Origin of the sequence: Moraxella sp. CTOTU47579 (genome assembly GCF_032004885.1) — a bacterium.
GTDB lineage: Bacteria > Pseudomonadota > Gammaproteobacteria > Pseudomonadales > Moraxellaceae > Faucicola > Faucicola tetraodonis.
Genome location: NZ_DALZOJ010000022.1, coordinates 1 through 18,717, shown reverse-complemented (window position 1 = coordinate 18,717; position 18,717 = coordinate 1). Strand labels below are relative to the sequence as shown.

At 43.5% G+C, this 18,717-nt stretch carries 13 protein-coding genes; 9 read left to right on the top strand and 4 right to left on the bottom strand.

The window, feature by feature from the left end:
• Nucleotides 1-32: 32 nt before the first annotated feature.
• From nirB to RTP55_RS10400, 3 genes are all read right to left on the bottom strand, one after another.
• The gene (nirB, locus tag RTP55_RS10410) at nucleotides 33-2,597 is read right to left on the bottom strand and encodes a nitrite reductase large subunit NirB (RefSeq protein WP_312385947.1); all 2,565 of its coding nucleotides are present in this window, start codon (nucleotides 2,595-2,597) and stop codon (nucleotides 33-35) included.
• 187 nt (nucleotides 2,598-2,784) lie between these two features.
• A complete protein-coding gene (locus RTP55_RS10405; protein ID WP_312385946.1) occupies nucleotides 2,785-4,716 on the bottom strand; it encodes a bifunctional protein-serine/threonine kinase/phosphatase in 1,932 nt (643 codons plus the stop codon).
• Nucleotides 4,717-4,848: 132 nt separating this feature from the next.
• The gene (locus RTP55_RS10400; protein ID WP_050323933.1) at nucleotides 4,849-6,321 is read right to left on the bottom strand and encodes an MFS transporter; all 1,473 of its coding nucleotides are present in this window, start codon (nucleotides 6,319-6,321) and stop codon (nucleotides 4,849-4,851) included.
• Nucleotides 6,322-6,817: 496 nt separating this feature from the next.
• Here RTP55_RS10400 and RTP55_RS10395 point away from each other — a divergent pair, with 496 nt between their 5' ends.
• The 8 genes from RTP55_RS10395 to bfr (RTP55_RS10360) all read left to right on the top strand — a co-directional run bounded on the left by RTP55_RS10395 (nucleotide 6,818) and on the right by bfr (RTP55_RS10360) (nucleotide 16,260).
• Nucleotides 6,818-8,143 carry an NAD(P)/FAD-dependent oxidoreductase gene (locus RTP55_RS10395; protein WP_312385944.1) on the top strand — a complete coding sequence of 442 codons (1,326 nt, stop codon included), beginning with the start codon at nucleotides 6,818-6,820 and terminating at the stop codon, nucleotides 8,141-8,143.
• Nucleotides 8,144-8,182: 39 nt separating this feature from the next.
• Complete coding sequence (locus tag RTP55_RS10390) at nucleotides 8,183-10,954, top strand: molybdopterin-dependent oxidoreductase (protein WP_312385942.1); 2,772 nt, start codon at nucleotides 8,183-8,185, stop codon at nucleotides 10,952-10,954.
• A gap of 218 nt (nucleotides 10,955-11,172) precedes the next feature.
• Complete coding sequence (locus tag RTP55_RS10385) at nucleotides 11,173-13,197, top strand: TonB-dependent receptor domain-containing protein (RefSeq protein ID WP_312385940.1); 2,025 nt, start codon at nucleotides 11,173-11,175, stop codon at nucleotides 13,195-13,197.
• A 467-nt stretch (nucleotides 13,198-13,664) separates the two neighbouring features.
• Nucleotides 13,665-14,330: a MotA/TolQ/ExbB proton channel family protein gene (locus RTP55_RS10380; RefSeq protein WP_312385938.1), complete on the top strand. Its 666-nt coding sequence runs from the start codon at nucleotides 13,665-13,667 to the stop codon at nucleotides 14,328-14,330.
• A gap of 60 nt (nucleotides 14,331-14,390) precedes the next feature.
• Nucleotides 14,391-14,792, top strand: a complete 402-nt coding sequence (locus RTP55_RS10375; protein WP_007116453.1) for an ExbD/TolR family protein — start codon at nucleotides 14,391-14,393, stop codon at nucleotides 14,790-14,792.
• Between the two features lie 76 nt (nucleotides 14,793-14,868).
• Nucleotides 14,869-15,072 carry a (2Fe-2S)-binding protein gene (locus RTP55_RS10370; protein WP_007116452.1) on the top strand — a complete coding sequence of 68 codons (204 nt, stop codon included), beginning with the start codon at nucleotides 14,869-14,871 and terminating at the stop codon, nucleotides 15,070-15,072.
• Nucleotides 15,073-15,274: 202 nt separating this feature from the next.
• Entirely contained in the window at nucleotides 15,275-15,754 is a 480-nt protein-coding gene (gene bfr, locus RTP55_RS10365; protein WP_312385935.1) for a bacterioferritin, read from the top strand.
• A gap of 35 nt (nucleotides 15,755-15,789) precedes the next feature.
• Complete coding sequence (bfr, locus tag RTP55_RS10360; RefSeq protein ID WP_099833574.1) at nucleotides 15,790-16,260, top strand: bacterioferritin; 471 nt, start codon at nucleotides 15,790-15,792, stop codon at nucleotides 16,258-16,260.
• Between the two features lie 275 nt (nucleotides 16,261-16,535).
• Here the strand turns inward: bfr (RTP55_RS10360) and RTP55_RS10355 are convergent, their stop codons facing one another.
• Nucleotides 16,536-17,534: a zinc-binding alcohol dehydrogenase family protein gene (locus RTP55_RS10355; protein WP_204154956.1), complete on the bottom strand. Its 999-nt coding sequence runs from the start codon at nucleotides 17,532-17,534 to the stop codon at nucleotides 16,536-16,538.
• A gap of 554 nt (nucleotides 17,535-18,088) precedes the next feature.
• Between RTP55_RS10355 and RTP55_RS10350 the strand changes: the two genes are divergently transcribed.
• Nucleotides 18,089-18,391 (top strand): putative quinol monooxygenase, encoded by a 303-nt coding sequence (locus RTP55_RS10350; RefSeq protein ID WP_312385932.1) that lies wholly within the window; start codon nucleotides 18,089-18,091, stop codon nucleotides 18,389-18,391.
• The last annotated feature ends 326 nt before the right edge of the window (nucleotides 18,392-18,717 follow it).

Sequence of the window (18,717 nt, the reverse complement as noted above, 5' to 3'; positions counted from 1 at the left end):
CTAAATTAGCGCCATTTTGCTATGGTTAACCATTAAGCAAGCTCGATGTCCGCTTGGGCGGCAATAGCGTTGTAAGCTAATCCTTGCTTTTCCTCAGCCGTTGCAGGGCGAATTTGGCTCCGCTCTTCGACAAACACCACGTTGTCATCGACTTTGTCACTGTTGATAAAGTGCTTAAAACGTTTTAAACGTTCTGGGTCAGAAAGGGTGGTTTTCCATTCACATTGATACGCGTCAATGTCCGCTTGCATTTGGGTTTCAAGCTCATGAGCAATGCCCAAGCTGTCATTGATAACCACGTCTTGAATATACTCAAGACCACCTTCCATTTTTTCACGCCAGACTGACGTGCGTTGTAAGCGGTCGCCAGTTTTGATATAAAACATTAAGAAACGGTCTATATATTTAACCAGCGTGGCTGTGTCCAAATCACTGGCAAATAGTTCAGCATGTCTAGGACGCATGCCGCCATTGCCACAGACGTATAGGTTCCAGCCGTTTTCGGTGGCGATAATACCGATATCTTTGCCTTGGGCTTCAGCACATTCACGGGTACACCCCGATACCCCAAATTTGATTTTATGCGGTGAGCGTAAGCCTTTATAGCGGTTTTCCAGTTCGATGGCCAAGCCGACGCTATCATCCACGCCATAGCGACACCATGTGCTACCGACGCAAGATTTGACGGTACGCAAAGACTTGCCATAGGCATGCCCTGTTTCAAAACCTGCGTTGATTAAGCGTTCCCAAATATCGGGCAATTGGTCGCTGCGAGCCCCGAACAAATCAACACGTTGACCGCCAGTGATTTTGGTATACAGTCCAAAGTCGCGTGCTACCTCACCTAAGACAATGAGTTTTTCGGCGGTAATTTCACCACCTGCAATCCTTGGTACGACTGAGTAAGTACCATCTTTTTGGATATTCCCCAAGAAAGCATCATTGGTATCTTGTAGCGCAACCAGCGGTTTATCTAAGATATAGTCATTCCAGCAAGACGCCAAAATCGAGCCAATCGTTGGTTTACAAATTTCACAGCCATCGCCGTGTCCGTGTCTTTCAATCATCTCTTCAAAGGTGTGGATATTGCTGACGCGCACCAAGTGATACAATTCTTGGCGAGAGTAAGCAAAATGCTCACAGATATGATTTTTGACTTCGATACCGCGCTTTTTGAGTTCTGACACTAAGGTATCTTTGACGATTTGGGCACAACCGCCACAGCCTGTACTGGCCTTGGTGCAGCTCTTGATGTCTTCATAAGTCATGGCACCATTGTCCACTGCTGCGCAGATTTGACCTTTATTAACGTTATAGCATGAGCATAGGGTAGCGGTATCAGGCAGATTTTCAACGCCCATAACGGGCTTTTCGACATTTGGTAAAATCAAGCTTTCAGGTTGTAGGGGTAAATCAATACCATTTAAAAATAACTGGAGCAAGTTGCTGTAATCTTCGGTATCACCCACAAGTACCGCACCGAGCAAGCGTTTGCCATCGTCCGAGGTGACTAACTTTTTATACACGCCTGTTTTTGGGTTTTGGTAGACAAAGCTTAAACTGTCTTTGATTTTGCCATGGGCATCGCCAATACTGCCGACATCGACGCCCATGAGTTTAAGTTTGGTACTCATGTCCGCACCGTCAAATAGGCTGTCATGCTCACCTGCTATTTGTGACGCACACACGCTTGCCATGGTGTAGCCTGGAGCAACCAGCCCATAAATTTTGTTGTCCCATAACGCACATTCACCAATGGCATAAATATCTGGCTCGCTCGTTTGACACATATCGTCAATGGCAATTCCACCACGTTCACCAAGTTTGATTCCAGAATCTCGTGCAATGGTATCTTCAGGGCGAATCCCTGCACTAAATAAAATCAAGTCGGTATCGAGCAAAGTGCCGTCAGCAAACTGCATGGTTAAAAAACTGGCATCATCATCATGGTTGTCGATGATTTGTTGGGTGTTTTTGCCTGTCAAAACGGTGACGCCCAAGTCTTCGATTTTCTTTTTCAGCAGCTCACCACCGGCAGCGTCAAGCTGAACGCCCATCAATTGTGGAGCAAACTCGACCACATACGTGGTTAACCCCAAAGTGACCAAGGCTTTTGCGGCTTCAAGTCCGAGCAGACCGCCACCCACAACCACGCCACGCTGTACTCGAGAATTGGCGGCGGTGGCGATGATGGCGTCTAAGTCATCAATGGTGCGATACACATGGCAGTGGGCATGGTCATTGCCCTGTACTGGGGGTACGAACGGATACGAGCCTGTTGCTAACACCAATTTTTCAAATTCTAAGGTGTTGCCCTTGCTGGTGATAAGGGTTTTGGTTTGCGCATCAAAACTTGCGACGCCTTCACCCAAATGCAAAGTAATGCCCGCTTGCTCATAGTTTGCCAGATCCACTAAATTAAGCTGACTGGCGTCTTTATGTTCAAAATAACTGGATAAATAGACACGGTCATAGGCAGGGCGACTCTCAGCACTAAACACATGGATTTGGTAAGTTTGGTGTAGGCGTTTTTCAATCGCTTTTTCGATAAAGTGGTGCCCGACCATCCCATTACCGACGACGATAAGATTTTTCATGTATTTATCCCTTCTAACGAAACATTGGCTTTTTGACTAGGATAATGATTGGCTTTTGGCGAGTATTATCCCAAGTTTTTCTATACTGTTATATAAGCAAACTTTATGCCAATATTTAAATTAATTATAAATTTCAATGGGTTAAAATATATAGGTTAATTGTCTATTAAGAAAAATAACTCACATTTTAGTGATTTAACCCAACCAGTAACCAAGTGATGAGCAACAGCGCTGCTAATATGCCACTGACCAGTTGCCAAAATAGCACAGGATGTTTATCAATCAGCGGCTGCTTGGCTTTATCATCAGCATGGCTTTTGGGGTCAAGGTCGGTGAGAAAATCGCCAATGCTCTGATAGCGGCGGTTGCTATCTGCTTGCAATGCACGAATCAGCACGTCATTGACCCAAAATGGCAAATCCGTGCGCAATTGCCGCACGTTTTTGAACGCCAGTTTTTGGGTGGTTTGGGCGGTCATTGCCGTGGTCAAGGTATCGACATCAAACGGCTGTAGTCCTGTCAGCATCTCATAAGTCACTACACCCAGCGAGAAGATATCGGAATACACCCCTTTTGGTGCATCGCTAAAATATTCGGGGGCAGTATAATGTAAATCGCCCACAGGCGGTGTATGCCCAGTTCTTAAGAGCAACGAGCCAACCGAACCAAAGTCAATGAGCTTGATATGACCCGATGGCAGCAGCATGATATTTTCGGGCTTGATATCTTGATGAAGTAGATAATTACGATGCATGGCTCGAAGCGCCATACCGATTTGATTGACAATAGTAAAGGTTTGGGCAACCGATAAAGGCGGTTGGGTGTCGATAAATTCACGCAAGCTCATGCCTTGCAAAAATTCGGTGACATGGTACAGATACTGGCTATTCATCGGCTTGGGGTAAAATTTTAGTAAGCTTGGGTGATTGAGGCTTAACCCTATTTTTTCTTCTTTTAAAAACAGCCGTAAAAATCCGCTATCGTCTTCATAATAGGCAGACGGCACTTTGATAATACGCTGATTATCGGCTGTGTCAGCGGTGCTGTCGGTTGCCAAATACACGCTACTGCGTGGGGTGTTTTGCACCACTTTGTCAATGGTAAAATGATCAAGCTTGTCGCCGACAGTCAGCACAGGCGGAATGCGTAAACGGGTAACGGCATGACGACTGTCTGTATGTTCGGCAAGGTCAGCTTTGTCAAAATCTGCATTCGCCAAAATTCTCGCAACTTTTGGCAAGACGGCTATCATCACGCAACTGACATTGTCGTTACTGCCATTTTCCAATGCCACTTGGCACAAGGTTTCTGGCAAATTTTCTAAGTCTAGGGTGGTGGAGTTATCCAGCGCCAACAATTTGCCCAATGCCGATTGGGTGAGTAACAACAATTCATCATCACCGATAAATTCATACACGCCATCGGTCATTATCAAAAACACATCTTCGGGCAACACATCAATTTGGGCGAGTTGTAATTCTACATGGGCATCTGCGCCAAGTGCAGCGGCTAACGCGCCTTTGTCTCGCCCTCGTTTGTGTCTGTGGTCTTGGGTGAGTACGCGCAGTTTGTTGTGCCGTAGCCGATAGATACGGCTATCGCCCGTGTGGAATAACACTGCCGCGTGCTCGGATAATAAAGGCTCGGTAAACAGCAGCCCAGATAAGGTTGAGAGTAATTTGGGCAAATACCGCTGCGAGGCTGAATCAAAGCTGTCATGGTGATCACTAAAATACAAAAAATCATTGATAATATGCACGCTTTTGGTGAGCATTTGCGCCAGCGTTTCGGCATTGTTGTTATTCAATGAATCGCTAGTCACAGGGCTAGTAACTGGGGTTGTCACCATGTCAGCTTGGTACATGGTTAATTGGTCGATCAGCGTATCAATCACCCATTGACTGGCGAGCTTTGGCTGTCCGCAGCTGCTGACGCCGTCAGCTAAAGCGGTGACTTGCCATGCAAGCTGAGCGGCGCTGCTATCCCTTGTCGGCACCAGCGTTTGCACCGTCAAGGTGTCTTGGTTTTCCGCTTTGCGCCCTGCATGACTAGCAGCACGGGTCAGCAGTTGCGGCAAGGATTGAAAACTGGGGGTATTTTGCTGAATGGCTTTTGACATGGGTTTTTCCTTACTAGCACGGTTGCTACGCATTGTGCAAAAATGAAAAAAGGGCATACACCCTTTTTTGCCTTACTAACTAGACTTCCTTGTCCGCTGGTCGACTGTTTTTTGGTTGGATTTAAAGAGCGATTACGCTATCGCAATTCGCTCAATCGTGCCATCTTCGTGCACCTCGACCATATGTCCTTGTGGCTCGCTCAGGAAGGTCGCGCCAATAAAGGCAATCCCTGCAAAAATCGCGAGGGTAATAAAGAATCCTGTTGGCGATACCATAGAGAAAATAGTCAAAAACAACACCCCACCTACGTTACCATAGGCACCCGCCATACCAGCAATTTGCCCTGTCATACGGCGTTGAATGAGCGGAACCACTGAATACACTGCACCGCATGCTGCTTGCACAAATACAGAAGTAAGCAGCACGATTGCCACTGCACCCGCCAATGGTAACTTGGTCATTTGCGTCATTAGCAGATAACCCACCGTTTGCCCTGCCAATGCAATCATCAATACTTTACGACGACCGACCGCATCGGACATAAAACCACCGCCAGGACGAGCAAATAAATTCATCACCGCAAAACAGCCTGCAGTCAACCCTGCTAAAGTATGCGATACACCATAGTTGGTAATAAAAAATTGCGGCAACATCGACACCACTGCCAACTCAGAGCCAAAACATGCCAAATACGCCATGTCTAAAATCGCCACTTGTTTGAACTGATAACCATATTCTGGATTTACCGCAGGGCGAGATGTATCAAATAAATGCTTATTGACTGACCAGATTTTGATATATTGATAGACTACAAGCACCGCCACCACCGCATATGCCAGCATGGTTTGATTAGCAGTTAATAATTTTAATCCGCTAGGTGACAAACGCCACGCCAACAAAAACAAAATCGCATAAACCGGTAAAATCATCACCGCATAAAAGTAAAAGTCTGCCTTGTTTGATACTTCCAAGCCGCCTGATTTTTTTGGTTTAAAATAAGTCGCGCCTTTGGGTGTATCACTGACGCCACGATAAAAAATGACCGAATAAACAATCGCAATCACGCCTGTGGTAGCAATCGCATACCGCCAACCGTCTGCACCGCCATACATTAAGGCAAGAATCGGCATCGACATTGACGCTACTGCCGCCCCAAAATTGCCCCAACCGCCGTACACCCCTTCTGCCGAGCCGACTTCATTGACAGGAAACCATTCTGAAATCAAACGAATCCCAACCACAAATCCTGCACCGACAAAACCTAGCAAAAATCGCCCAATCGCCAGCATTTGGAAACTTTGAGCAAAAGCAAACACAAAACACAAAAAACCGCTAATCAACAACACAGCACTATATGAACGCTTGGGGCCGTATCTATCGACCATCGCGCCGATTAGCAAACGGGCAGGAATGGTCAAAGCCACATTGAGCATCAAGATCGCTTTGACTTGTCCATCGCTCAAATGAAAATATTGTTTGATAGTTGGCATCAATGCCACATGAGCAAACCAAATTAAAAAGGTGACGAAAAAAGCAAACCAGGTGTAATGTAACACCTTGATACGGGGTAATTTCATAGCAAACAGCGGTAAACGTTGGGGCATCTGCTTCTCCTTTAAGTAAGCCTGTACGGTTCACGGTAACAAGGCAAAAGCAATATTTATGCCATTATCATAAACTTTTGTTTTTACAATAATTTTTTTGATGACCCATCAATTAGCTATTTTTTGCTGTGATAAAACTTTCACCGATTAGTATGAATCATAAAAATTTGACGCCGTACTGCACTATTTTGGTAAGTAATCGATAAGGTGAAAAAATAATGCAAATAAATAGGCAAAAAAATGTCTAAAAATATTTTAAAAACCGTCAAACAGTCATGCACAGTTAAAGAGATTAAATTCAAAGAGTGGTTAACATCCATCACACTGTCCGGCAAATAAAAGCCAAAATTTAAAACATCATAGAAAACAGTAAAAAACAACCGCTTAAAACGGTTGGCATAAATTTTGAATTATTAAATTTTAAAGTGCTAGATTCTAAAGTGCTAAATTTTAAAGTATTTAAATATCGGGTCGGATAAGCAAGGTCAGCCAAGCAATGCAACATACACACATTCTTATCATAGGGGCAGGGATGGCAGGGACACGCTTTGCTATGCAGTATGCCAAAAGCAGATTGAGTGCCCACAGCGGACTGGGGATTGATAGCCAAGGCGAGCAAAGTCAAGATGAGTTTGCCATCACGCTTATCAACAGCGAGCCATATGCAGGCTATAACCGTATTATGCTATCGCCTGTATTGGCAGGGGAAAAACGCTTCGCTGAGATTTATCTATTTTCTCAAGAGGAGTACGCCAACCATAACATCACTGTAAAGACAGGTTGCACTGTTAGCGATATCAATCTTGCTGCTCATCAGGTCATCACCGACAGTGGCGAAACTATCGGCTATGACAAATTGGTGTTTGCCACAGGTTCAACGCCATTTATTTTGCCATTGCCCAACCATACCGCAAAAGGCGTCATGGGCTTTCGTACCAAAGCCGATGTGGATGCTATGCTAGATATCGCAAAAACCAATCATAATGGCAAAAAATCTCCAAAATGTCTGGTTATCGGCGGTGGATTACTCGGTCTTGAGGCTGCTAATGCTTTGGTACAACAGGGAGCGAAAGTCACTGTGGTGCATGGGGCAGGCTATTTACTCAATCGCCAACTGGATAAAACCGCTGCCGATTTACTGCAAACTTACTTTGAAAACAAAGGTATTGAGTTTGTGCTCAATGCCAACTCCCAAGCGATTTGTGTAGATAAGGATAACCAGGTTACTGGACTAACTTACACGGATAATGTCGACACATCCATCCCTGCCAAAACCATTGACAGCGATTGCATTATCATGACCGTCGGCGTGCGACCCAATATTGCCCTTGCGCAACAGGTCGGTATCAGTTGCGAGCGGGGGATTTTGGTTGATAACCAAATGCGAACCCATACCCCAGACGTGTATGCGATTGGCGAGTGTGTACAGTTTGACAACCAGCTATTTGGGCTAGTCGCACCTGTGTATGAGCAAGCCAATATTCTGCTACATACCTTAAACGAGCAGCCAGGTAGCACCTCGCCCGTGTTTAGCGTACAACCAACGGCAACCAAGCTAAAGGTCTCGGGCGTGGCGCTATTTTCGGCAGGTGATATCGATGTAAGTCACGACTGCGAGCAATTGATTTATCAAGACCCTAGCCATAGCATCTATCAAAAAATCACCGTAAAAGACAACCGTATTTTATCTGCAGTGCTATATGGTGATGTACAAGAGGGCGGTTGGTTTTTTGAACTGATTCAAAATCAACAAGATATTTCAGCCATCAAAGATAAATTACTGTTTGGCAAAGCGTTTTGTGAAGAGTTGCTGGCGGGCTGATCTGACTGGTAGAAATTAAAAATAGTAAAAGGTTAACGTGTGACAACAACTATACAACATTTAGCATCACAAAAATCCCCCCTGACACAAGTCAAGACTACCTGTGCCTATTGCGGTGTTGGCTGTGGCGTGTTAGCGACGATTGATGAGAATACCCAACACGTCAGCATTGACGGTGATCCAAACCATCCTGCCAACTTTGGCAAATTATGCTCCAAAGGCAAAGCGTTGGGCGATACGCTCGATCGTGACCGCCGTTTGGCACATCCGATGATTCATGGCGAGCCAGTCGATTGGGATACCGCCACCGATTTTGTTGCTAAATCATTGCAACAGACCATTGATGAATACGGCGCCGACAGCGTTATGCTATATGTATCGGGACAACTGCTCACCGAAGATTATTACGTGGCAAACAAATTTACTAAAGGTTTTTTGGGTACCAATAATTTGGACTCCAATTCTCGACTGTGTATGTCATCAGCCGTGGCTGGCTACAAACGAGCATTTGGCTCGGACACTGTGCCTTGTAATTATGAAGACATCGAAAACAGCGACCTATTTATCATTATCGGTTCGAATATGGCGTGGTGTCATCCGATTTTATTTGGTCGGTTAAAATCCAGCAAACAAGCCAATGCCAACAAAAAAATCGTGGTGATTGACCCACGAGCCACTGACAGCACCGCGATTGCTGACTTGCATTTGCCGATTCGCTCCGGCACAGACACCCATTTATTTGTCGGACTACTCAATTACTTGCACCAAAACGGCCATGCTAATCACGATTATCTCAGGCATTGTGACAATCTTGCTGATGCGCTTGCAGCCAGTGACAGTTGGACGATTAAAAAAGTTGCCAAAATCTGCGGTGTCAACGAAAGTGATTTAACCGAGTTTTACCAATTGTTTGCCACTACCACGAAAACCGTGAGTTTTTACTCCATGGGTGTCAATCAAGCCAGTAATGGCACCGATAAGGTGAATAGCATTATCAATTGCCACCTTTATACAGGCAAACTGGGTTATCAAGGGGCAGGGGCATTCTCAATTACAGGACAGCCCAATGCCATGGGTGGGCGAGAGGTCGGGGCGTTAGCCAATCTGCTTGCCAGTCATTTTGAGCTCAAAAACAGCGACCATCGTCAAACAGTAGCCAACTTTTGGCAAGCACCGACTAGTATTAGTGGTAAAGATGGTATCAAGGCAACCCAATGTGCCGATGCTATTTTGGAGGGGCAAATTAAAGCGATTTGGATTATGGCGACCAATCCTGTAGTCAGTCTACCAGAAGCAGACAAATTTGCCATGGCGTTACAGCAATGCCCACTGGTCATCGTGTCTGACTGCTCAAAAGACAGCGACACGCTCGACTTTGCTCATGTGGTTTTGCCCGCGCAAGGCTGGAGTGAAAAATCAGGCACGGTCACCAACAGCGAACGCCGTATCTCTCGCCAGCGCCGCTTAGTCACCCCATTTGCTGATGCCAAGCCCGACTGGTGGATAGTCAGCCAAGTGGCACAGAAAATGGGTTTTGTGGGTTTTGATTACACCCACGACTACCAAGTGTTTGCCGAACACGCTCGGCTTAGTGGCGAGAAGAATGGCGGTGAAAAAAATACAGATAGTCGAAGTTTTAATATCAGTCATTTAGCCAATATTAGCCAAAACGAGTATGATAATTTGGCACCGTTTCAATGGGGTCAACCGCATTATTTTGGACTACAAAAACAAGACGCACACACCACTATCGGCACAACTTATACTGATACCCAAAAACTGCATTTTGTCACCGTTAATCCTGCGGTACCCAAGTCATTGCCTGATGAGCAATATCCACTAGTGCTTAACACAGGTCGCTCGCGTGACCAATGGCATACCATGACCCGTACAGGGATTGCCCCACAGCTCAATCAGCATTTACCGCACCCACTGGTTGCGATTCACCCGAGTGACGCCAAACCTTTGGGTGTACAAAATAACGATTTTGTGCAAATTAACAGCCCCAACGGTACTATCTTAGTGCGAGCGGATGTGACCGAAAAACAACGCCAAGGCGATGTGTTTATACCCATGCACTGGAATCAGCACTTTGCCGCCAATGCGCGTGTCGGTAAGCTTATTAGCAATCATCATGACCCCTTTTCACAGCAACCGCAGCTCAAGCACCAACCTGTCAGGCTGCAAAAGCTAACCATGCAAGCATTTGGATGGTTATTGATTGATAAACACTGTGATGAAAACCTGCTCAGTTGGCTCGAATCGCCAGATATGACTTATTGGGTGCGTAATCGCCAGTCAAACAGTAGCCAGTATTTTTTTGCCATTGATAATCAGTCTGCGGCCATGACAACTTGGTTTGATAAGCAATATTGGCAACAGCAGTTAAGTGTATGGCTCTATCAACCAGCGCAAGCCTACAACTTTGATATTATCCATTATCAACATATTGATACCGATAACACTAGCCAGGATTTACGACTTGCGATATTGCAAAATGGGCAAGTCCATGCGCTAGTATTTTTGAGCACCCACGAGCATAAACTACCCACCCATAACTGGCTAGATAGCCAATTTGGCAGAAGTCTTGATAACCATACGCGTAAATGGCTACTAATGGGCAAACCTGCCACGGGTTTTATTGATACAGGGCGGATTGTTTGCTCTTGTATGTCAGTGGGTGAAAATACCATTGTTGAGACAATAAAAAAATATCACTGTAAAACCGTCGTTGAGGTTGGCAAACATTGCAAAGCAGGCACCAATTGTGGCTCCTGTCTAGGAGAGATTAGCAAAATTTTAGCGGGGTGACATTGTTATAACTTGTTGAAAGGATGATTGGGTGAACTTTAAGCCACTTTATAATTTCGCTTAAAGTTGCCAGATTTCATTTGGTTACTTATTGGTAACTAGCGTTAGATATTCGAAAAAAGGGAAATAATTGAAAAAATTAATTGATAATGATTATCATTTATATTATTCTTGCCGCTTTGTAACGCTTCTCTTTTTTTATATATCTGAGTGATTTTATGAATACTGCCAATGCTAGTTTACCGCCGCGTGGTGCTTTGCGCTATTTAAGTTTGTGTGTATTAACCACCCTTTATTCACCGTTGGCAACAGCGAGTGAGCCAGAACCCGTCACTACCTTGCAGACCATTACTTTTAATGCCCGTCAATATACCCCAGCAAAACAGACTGAGAATTTCCGCCATGAGACCTCAGTCAAGGTACAGCAAGCTGATTTACTCAATCAATATTTACCGACGGTTGCTGGGGTGAATGTCGGTGGCACTTCGGGGATGGACCAGCATATTTATATTCGGGGTTTGGGCTCAGACAATGCAGGCAGTGCCTTAAAAATCACCGTGGATGGGGTGCGCCAACCGGAAACGCGCGGCTTTCACCATGCCGGGATTAGTGGACTTGACCCAGATTTATATAAAACAACAGAAGTGTCAGTGGGTAATAACTCGGTGACTTTGGGCAATAATGCCATCGGTGGCGGTGTGGCGTTTACCACGGTGGATGCACAGGACTTGCTACTACCTGATCAAAAAATGGGGGCAAAGGTTAAACTGGGCTATGCCAGTAACGATCAGCAATTTCAACGAAGTCTAACGACCTATGCCAAACCCAATGACCAGTTGGACATGATTGTGTCTTATAGTGAGCGTGACAGCGATGGCGGTGAAGATGGCAAAGGCAACCACATCCAAGGTGATGATATTACTATCAAAAATATACTAGCCAAAGTCAATGTGATGCCAGCAGAAGGTCACAAAATTACTGCCAGTTACCAAAGCTATGACAATGACGGCAACTATCCGTTTCGCCCCAATATCGGCTACCAAGCCAATTTACCCGCTAATATTCACCCTGGCTACACCAATAATGAAACCTATGCACTCGGTTATGAGTATAAACCGCATAGCAATTTTGAGCTAAACAGCAAAATTTATCATTTAACCAATGAAGCGCTGTCGCAAGGACTGCGCGGAACGACCCCCATGCGTATAGCCACGTCAGGCAAAACCGATGGCATGACGGCAAGTATCAAACAGCAACTGACGCAGCATCATGGTGACCATGCTTTGACACATACGCTCAACTATGGGGTAGAAGGCTATAAAAAATCAGCGACGTTAGAGAGTAGTGATATCACAGAAGACGCTACCAGCGTAGGGGTGTACTTACAAGACCGAATCGAGTTGGGACGATTTGCGCTGACGCCTGGCGTGCGCTTTGACCATTATAAGCCGTCAGAGCGCTTAAGCAGTGACGACTATAATCAAGTGTCGGGCGCATTGGCAGGGGAATTTAAACTAACGCCAAATCACAGCTTATTTGCCAGTTATACCCAATTGTTTAATGGACCACCCTTACCAGAAACCATCCACCAATCTGGGCAAACCTTCGTCAATAAAGACATCGAAGCAGAAACAGGCGCAAACGCAGAGCTGGGTATCAGTAGCCGTTTTCAAGGGGTGTTTGACAGTCAAGACAGTATGTCGCTGACAGCCAAAGTCTTTGATACCCAATATGACAATAAAATCGACCGCATAACAGGCATTGACTGTGCCACAGGCAACACAGTGACAGACGGGCAATGTGCTAGCTACATCAATGCCGGTGAAACTACCGTTAAAGGCTACGAGCTGAGCGCAAAATATCGGCTAAACAATATGCGCTTGAATGCAGGCTATGCCCATGCCAAAAGCGAAACCGAGCAAGGCTACCAACTCAACAAAGACTCAGGCGATCAGTTAAACTTTGGCTTTAATTATGACATCAATGAACGATTTAGCCTTGGAAGCGCCATCCGCCATGTCAAAGGTTTAACGCGTCGCACCAGCGCTACTGCTGTGGCTGAGCTGCCAAGTTTTACCACCTATGATGTATTTGGTAGCTATCGTCCAAGCGCGTTACCGCAATTAACTGTGGATGCTGGCGTGTATAACCTTACAGATGCCTACTACTATGAGCACGTATCCAATACCGGTGATAAAGCCATGGGGCGCAATGTCAAAGTAGCGCTAAGTTATCAGTTTTAAACTTAATGGGTGATAACCATCAGCATGATGGATTGTCCATTGCGGTTTAATATTTTCACAAAATATTGCAGAAAAATTTTGCTTATGTCTAAAATCCAATTTTTTACCCGTCCTACTACCACAAGGTTTGGCGGGGTATCAAAACAATTGCCTAGGGTATTCATCGGTGTAACCGAAAACTGCATTTTGCGCAAGGTATTCATCCTAGTCGATACTGTAGGTTATCAATAACCTTGTGCTAATTTTGCCCAAAATAAAGCTAACACAAAGCGAAGATAAAAAAGTATGAGGTTTTAAAGCCATTTGATATCAAAGTTGCTTAATATTTTAAACTCGCTTAATTAAAGTGGTTTAGTACAGTCGCTGGTTAAATTAAGCCTAATTTTTAATATTTTTGTTGATAATGATTATCATTTATACTAACATTTAACGTTAGTTTTTATATTTATCGTGTTATAGGAATGATTATGGATTTTGCAAATTACTGGCAATATACAGATGTAGTGACCAAGACGTTATTTTTTGTGTTAATTATTTTATCGATGCTGTCTTGGATTACAGGTATTTTACGTATCTTAAATAGCCAAAAAATTGCTAAGACAGTGTCGCAAGATTTGACTCAGCAAATTTACCAACAGCAATCTCAACTCGCCACCTTATCCCTAGACAATCAAAAATTGGTCACTGAGCAGCAGTTACTGCAACAGCTCAATCGCTACCGTTTTGCCAGTGAGCAGGGCTTAAATATCCTTGGCACGACCGCTGCCATTGCCCCTTTTATTGGGCTATTTGGTACCGTGTGGGGGATTTTTCATGCCTTGCATAGCATCGCTAAATCAGGTCAAGCAGGACTTGGTCAAGTCGCAGGACCGGTTGGGGAGGCTTTGATTATGACTGGGCTTGGGCTTGCGGTAGCGATTCCTGCAGTGATTATGTACAATGTCATCGTACGAATCAATCGCAAAGCCATGCACCAAGCGAATGACACGGCGCATACCTTGCTTGCCAACGTGTTAATGAATTCTTCCACACAAGTTACGCAAACTAGTGTAGCCGCTCAACCCCATTTGCAAACCAGCTCGCAGCCCAAACAACAAACTAACGCCGCTGACTTAATGCTGAAAAAAGCCTAACCTTGACCCAACGCTAAACAGATAAGCTAAACAGATAAACAGATAAACAGGGAATAACTTATGGCATTTCAACTCGGTGATGACGCGTCGACGGGCATGAATGAAATCAATCTGATTCCACTGATTGATATCATGCTGGTCTTGATGATTATTTTTTTGGTGACGGCAACGGTAATCAATCCCAGTGTACCGCTAAATTTGCCCAAAACCTCGGCACAAGTCAATGAAGCCCCGCCCAAAGTGATACAAGTAAGCATTGATAAAGATGGCAAGATTTTTTGGGATGATGCCAGTATCAGTTTGGCGCAATTAAACACGCGCTTTGCCGAACAAGGCAAATTAAGCGAGACCCCAAGCATTCAGCTACGCGTTGATAAAGACAGCCGATATGATACCGTCGCACAAATCCTAGCAACAGCAAGCGAAAACAAGCTAACCAAAATTGCGTTTGTCAGTGAATAACCTGATTGATAAAATTTTTATTGATAATAAGAATAATTATCATTATTATATAAGAAAATTTATCAACGAGGTGCGTATGTTTGTGTGTATCTGTAATGCGGTCAAAGAAAGTCAAATCAAAACAGCCATTGAACAAGGTCATGACAGCTTAGAGGCGTTACAAGCTGAGCTTGATGTGGCTACTTGCTGTGGTGGCTGTCAGCCAATGATTGAAGGTTATCTCGAAGAGTACGCCCAAAGCATCAATAACTATACGCACCTATTTATTGAAGTTGCCTAGTGTATTAATGTTGCCTAGTTTATTAAGTTGCCTAATGAGCTGTTAGCGCACACACCCAAACTTATTCATTAATCTCAATGAATGAGCGATTGAAAAATATTGTAAATTATTTGCTGCGGTGAATTGTTTTTAACGTCACTTTAATTTAGTATTTCAGATAATACCTAACCGTTGTTTCTGTTCATTTTTCAAGGATATACCCATGAAAGGCAGCCAAGCTGTTATTGATTATCTAAATTTCTTAATTAGTGGTGAACTGGGGGCTCGTGACCAGTACTTTATTCATGCGCAAATGTATCATGAATGGCATTATCCAAAACTTCATACGCGTATGCATCATGAAATGGAAGAAGAAAGCGATCATGCGCGTGCCTTAATCAATCGGGTGTTGATGCTAGAAGGCACACCCAATATGAAAGTTGCCGATATCAACATCGGTCATGATGTGCCAAGTATGCTACAAGCCGATCTGCAGCTTGAATATACGGTTCGTCAACATCTCAAAGACGGCATTGCGCTTTGTGAGCAAGAGCAAGACTATGTAACCCGTGAGATTTTGGTCGCCCAATTGGTCGATACCGAAGAAGACCATGCGCATTGGTTAGAGCAGCAGTTAAGACTGATTGATATGATGGGACTACCTAATTATCTGCAATCTCAGCTCGGTGACATCTCTGAATAAGGCGACAAAGCAATAAGGCAACTAAGGTAAACATTATGCAAGTCGATAAAGAAATTCTAAGAGCGCTAAACCAAGTTTTGGGTCAGGCATTGATTGCTATTAACCAATACTTCTTACACGCACGTATCGCCAAAAACTGGGGACTGAGTGAACTTAACGAAAAATTGTATCATCAGTCGATTCATGAGATGAAATGGGCAGATGACCTCATTGAGCGTATTTTAATGCTAGATGGGCTGCCAAACTTGCAAGAGCTTGGCAAAATTTTAATCGGTGAAAATGTCGCTGAAATTTTGCGTTGTGATTTGCAACTAGAGTATCAAAAAACTGACATCATCAAAAATGCGATTGCTTTATGTGAGCAGAAAAGCGATTTTGTCTCTCGCAAATTATTGGTCAAACTCAAAGACGGGAGTGAAGAGCACATTGATTGGCTAGAAACGCAGATGGAACTAATGACCTCGATGGGTATCGAAAATTATACGCAAAGTTTATTAGATTCATAAAGCGTATTAGCGTGTCGGAATAACTGTATGAACCATCAATATACCCAAGCCGCGTTGATTTCTGTCATCTCTATATTGATGGCATGGCTTGTCATCATCTTAGTGGCAGTACTTTATTGATTATCGTTTTAGTTATTGAGTTTGGCATATTGGCACAGCCAAGATGATGAGTGATTTCGGCTGGCAGTTTTCGTTCCGCCAGCCGTTTGGTGAGTTACTTTAAGGGGCTTTTTACCCAAGATATGTTTTAAAATATGAGTTTTACAAGGTGTGTTTTAGAAGTTTTCTAGTACAATTTTGCCTTTTGACTTACCTGATTCAAGTAGCTTATGTGCTTTTTCCAAGTTTGCAGCGTTAATATTGCCTAGATTTTGGTTAAGCGTACTTCTAATTTTTTGCTGGTCAACTAACTGGGCAACCTGTTGCAGCAATTCACCTTGCTTTTCAATATCATCGGTTTCAAACATTGAACGGGTGAACATCAACTCCCAATGGATAGAAATAGATTTAGTCTTAAACGGCATAATATCAAAGGTTTGTGGATCATCGATCAATCCAAGCTTACCTTGTGGTGCAATCAGAGAAACTATTTGCTTGATATAGGTGTCTGTATGATTGGTAGAGAAGACGTATTTTGGTTTTTCAATACCTAGTGCTTCGATTTGTTCGTTTAAATCTTTGCTATGGTCGATGACATGGTCGGCACCCAGTGATTTTACCCAAGATTTCGTTTCTTCACGTGAAGCTGTTGCTATCACGGTCAGATTGGTTTTTGCTTTTAGGAGCTGAATAGCGATTGATCCTACACCGCCTGCACCACCAATAATTAAAATACTGCCAACGTCTGTTTCTGAAATTTGAAACCGATCAAACAGCATTTCCCATGCCGTGATAGCCGTTAATGGCAAGGCTGCGGCTTCTGCATTAGATACTGTAATTGGTTTAAGACTGATAATTCGTTCATCGACTGCTTGAAACTCAGCATTACTACCATCTCGGGTTAAATCGCCAGCATACCAAACACAATCTCCTACTTTAAACGAGGTAACTTTTGGGCCAACTTCGATAATTTCCCCAACGGCATCCCAACCTAAAATACGATTATTTGCTTCAGACGAATTTTTTCTCACTTTGGTATCAACGGGGTTTACAGAGATTGCCTGAACTTTTACCAGTACATCACGCTCCTTAAGCGTAGGCTTCGCTTTTTCAATATCTACCAATGAATTTTTAAAATCATCCTGGTTATTGATAACATATGATACGGCTTTCATGGATTTGTCCTTTTGTCATAGTATATTTAATAGCGGGTTAGTTTAATTAAATGCAGTGTTTTTAGTGTATTGCAGACAGGCTGGCTTAGGTCAGTCAGCCTAATCTGATAGAATTAATAAAAAATAGTGGATATTCTGAGGCTACGCTAGGCTAGGCTAAAGGTGCAAGGTCAAGGGCGCAAGGTTGAAGATACAAGCTAAGCTTACATTTTGCGGCTGTAGTTGCGCGAATGTGTTTGCGCGAAAAATAGCCCTCGGTAAAATGCCGTCATTCATCGTTTTACCAGTGTACCCAATCAAGGGTAGCGAGTGCAACATCATTTACACCTTATCACTTATGCTTGTTTGTTATGGTTAAAGCAAGCATAAAGGAAGTAATATCAACCTCAAATTTAGGCGGATACAGACATTCCCCACGACTTAAAGCATAAATGTTTATGTAACCTATATACAACAAAGCTATGCGGTAAAGCCGTTTGACATGAATATAACAGTGGTTTAGACTCAATTTTAATGCTAGTCAATGTCGGCTAGTCAATATTGGAGTATTAGTGATGGTTAAAACCGCTTTATATGTCCGTCTTGAAGCTAAACCAGGTAAAGAACAACAAGTAGAAGATTTCCTAAAAGCTGGTCTGCCTATCGTCAATAATGAACCCGCTACAATTGCGTGGTTTGGTCTACGCCTTGGACCTTCAACCTTTGGTATTTTTGATGCATTCCCTGATGAAGCAGGTCGCGAGGCTCATTTATCGGGCAAGGTTGCCGCCGCGTTGATGGCCCAAGCAGATGAACTATTTTCAGAACCGCCTTCTATTGAAAAAGTAGATGTGTTGGCAAGTAAACTACCAGCTTAGATTAAAGCCCAATTCTCTTAAGTTGAAATTTTTTAAGCTCAATTCTCTTGAGCTTAAGCTTCTTAAAGAGCTGCCTAAAATATTAATTAAAAAGCAGCTCTTTATTATATCAATTCACTTAAATCAGTCACTTAGCTAATCGGTTATCTCATACTGTATCATTGACGATTATTTGACTACATATATCCAATTACAATATATATCCAATTACAATATTTTCTTAACTTTCTGCTAGCAAGCAGTGTGCAAATTTAGACTTTGTGCCATTTAATTATACCAAACCCATAAAATATAGTATTATAGCTATATGAAAGAATCAAACCCAA

Bases quoted from the DNA above. Each gene is read 5' to 3' on its own strand.
- RTP55_RS10375 (WP_007116453.1), top strand. From the start codon at position 14,391: ATGGCATTTCAACTCGGTGATGACGCGTCGACGGGCATGAATGAAATC.
- RTP55_RS10400 (WP_050323933.1), bottom strand. From the start codon at position 6,321: ATGCCCCAACGTTTACCGCTGTTTGCTATGAAATTACCCCGTATCAAG.
- bfr (WP_312385935.1), top strand. From the start codon at position 15,275: ATGAAAGGCAGCCAAGCTGTTATTGATTATCTAAATTTCTTAATTAGT.
- RTP55_RS10370 (WP_007116452.1), top strand. From the start codon at position 14,869: ATGTTTGTGTGTATCTGTAATGCGGTCAAAGAAAGTCAAATCAAAACA.
- RTP55_RS10380 (WP_312385938.1), top strand. From the start codon at position 13,665: ATGGATTTTGCAAATTACTGGCAATATACAGATGTAGTGACCAAGACG.
- RTP55_RS10395 (WP_312385944.1), top strand. From the start codon at position 6,818: ATGCAACATACACACATTCTTATCATAGGGGCAGGGATGGCAGGGACA.
- nirB (WP_312385947.1), bottom strand. From the start codon at position 2,597: ATGAAAAATCTTATCGTCGTCGGTAATGGGATGGTCGGGCACCACTTT.
- RTP55_RS10405 (WP_312385946.1), bottom strand. From the start codon at position 4,716: ATGTCAAAAGCCATTCAGCAAAATACCCCCAGTTTTCAATCCTTGCCG.
- RTP55_RS10385 (WP_312385940.1), top strand. From the start codon at position 11,173: ATGAATACTGCCAATGCTAGTTTACCGCCGCGTGGTGCTTTGCGCTAT.
- RTP55_RS10355 (WP_204154956.1), bottom strand. From the start codon at position 17,534: ATGAAAGCCGTATCATATGTTATCAATAACCAGGATGATTTTAAAAAT.
- bfr (WP_099833574.1), top strand. From the start codon at position 15,790: ATGCAAGTCGATAAAGAAATTCTAAGAGCGCTAAACCAAGTTTTGGGT.
- RTP55_RS10350 (WP_312385932.1), top strand. From the start codon at position 18,089: ATGGTTAAAACCGCTTTATATGTCCGTCTTGAAGCTAAACCAGGTAAA.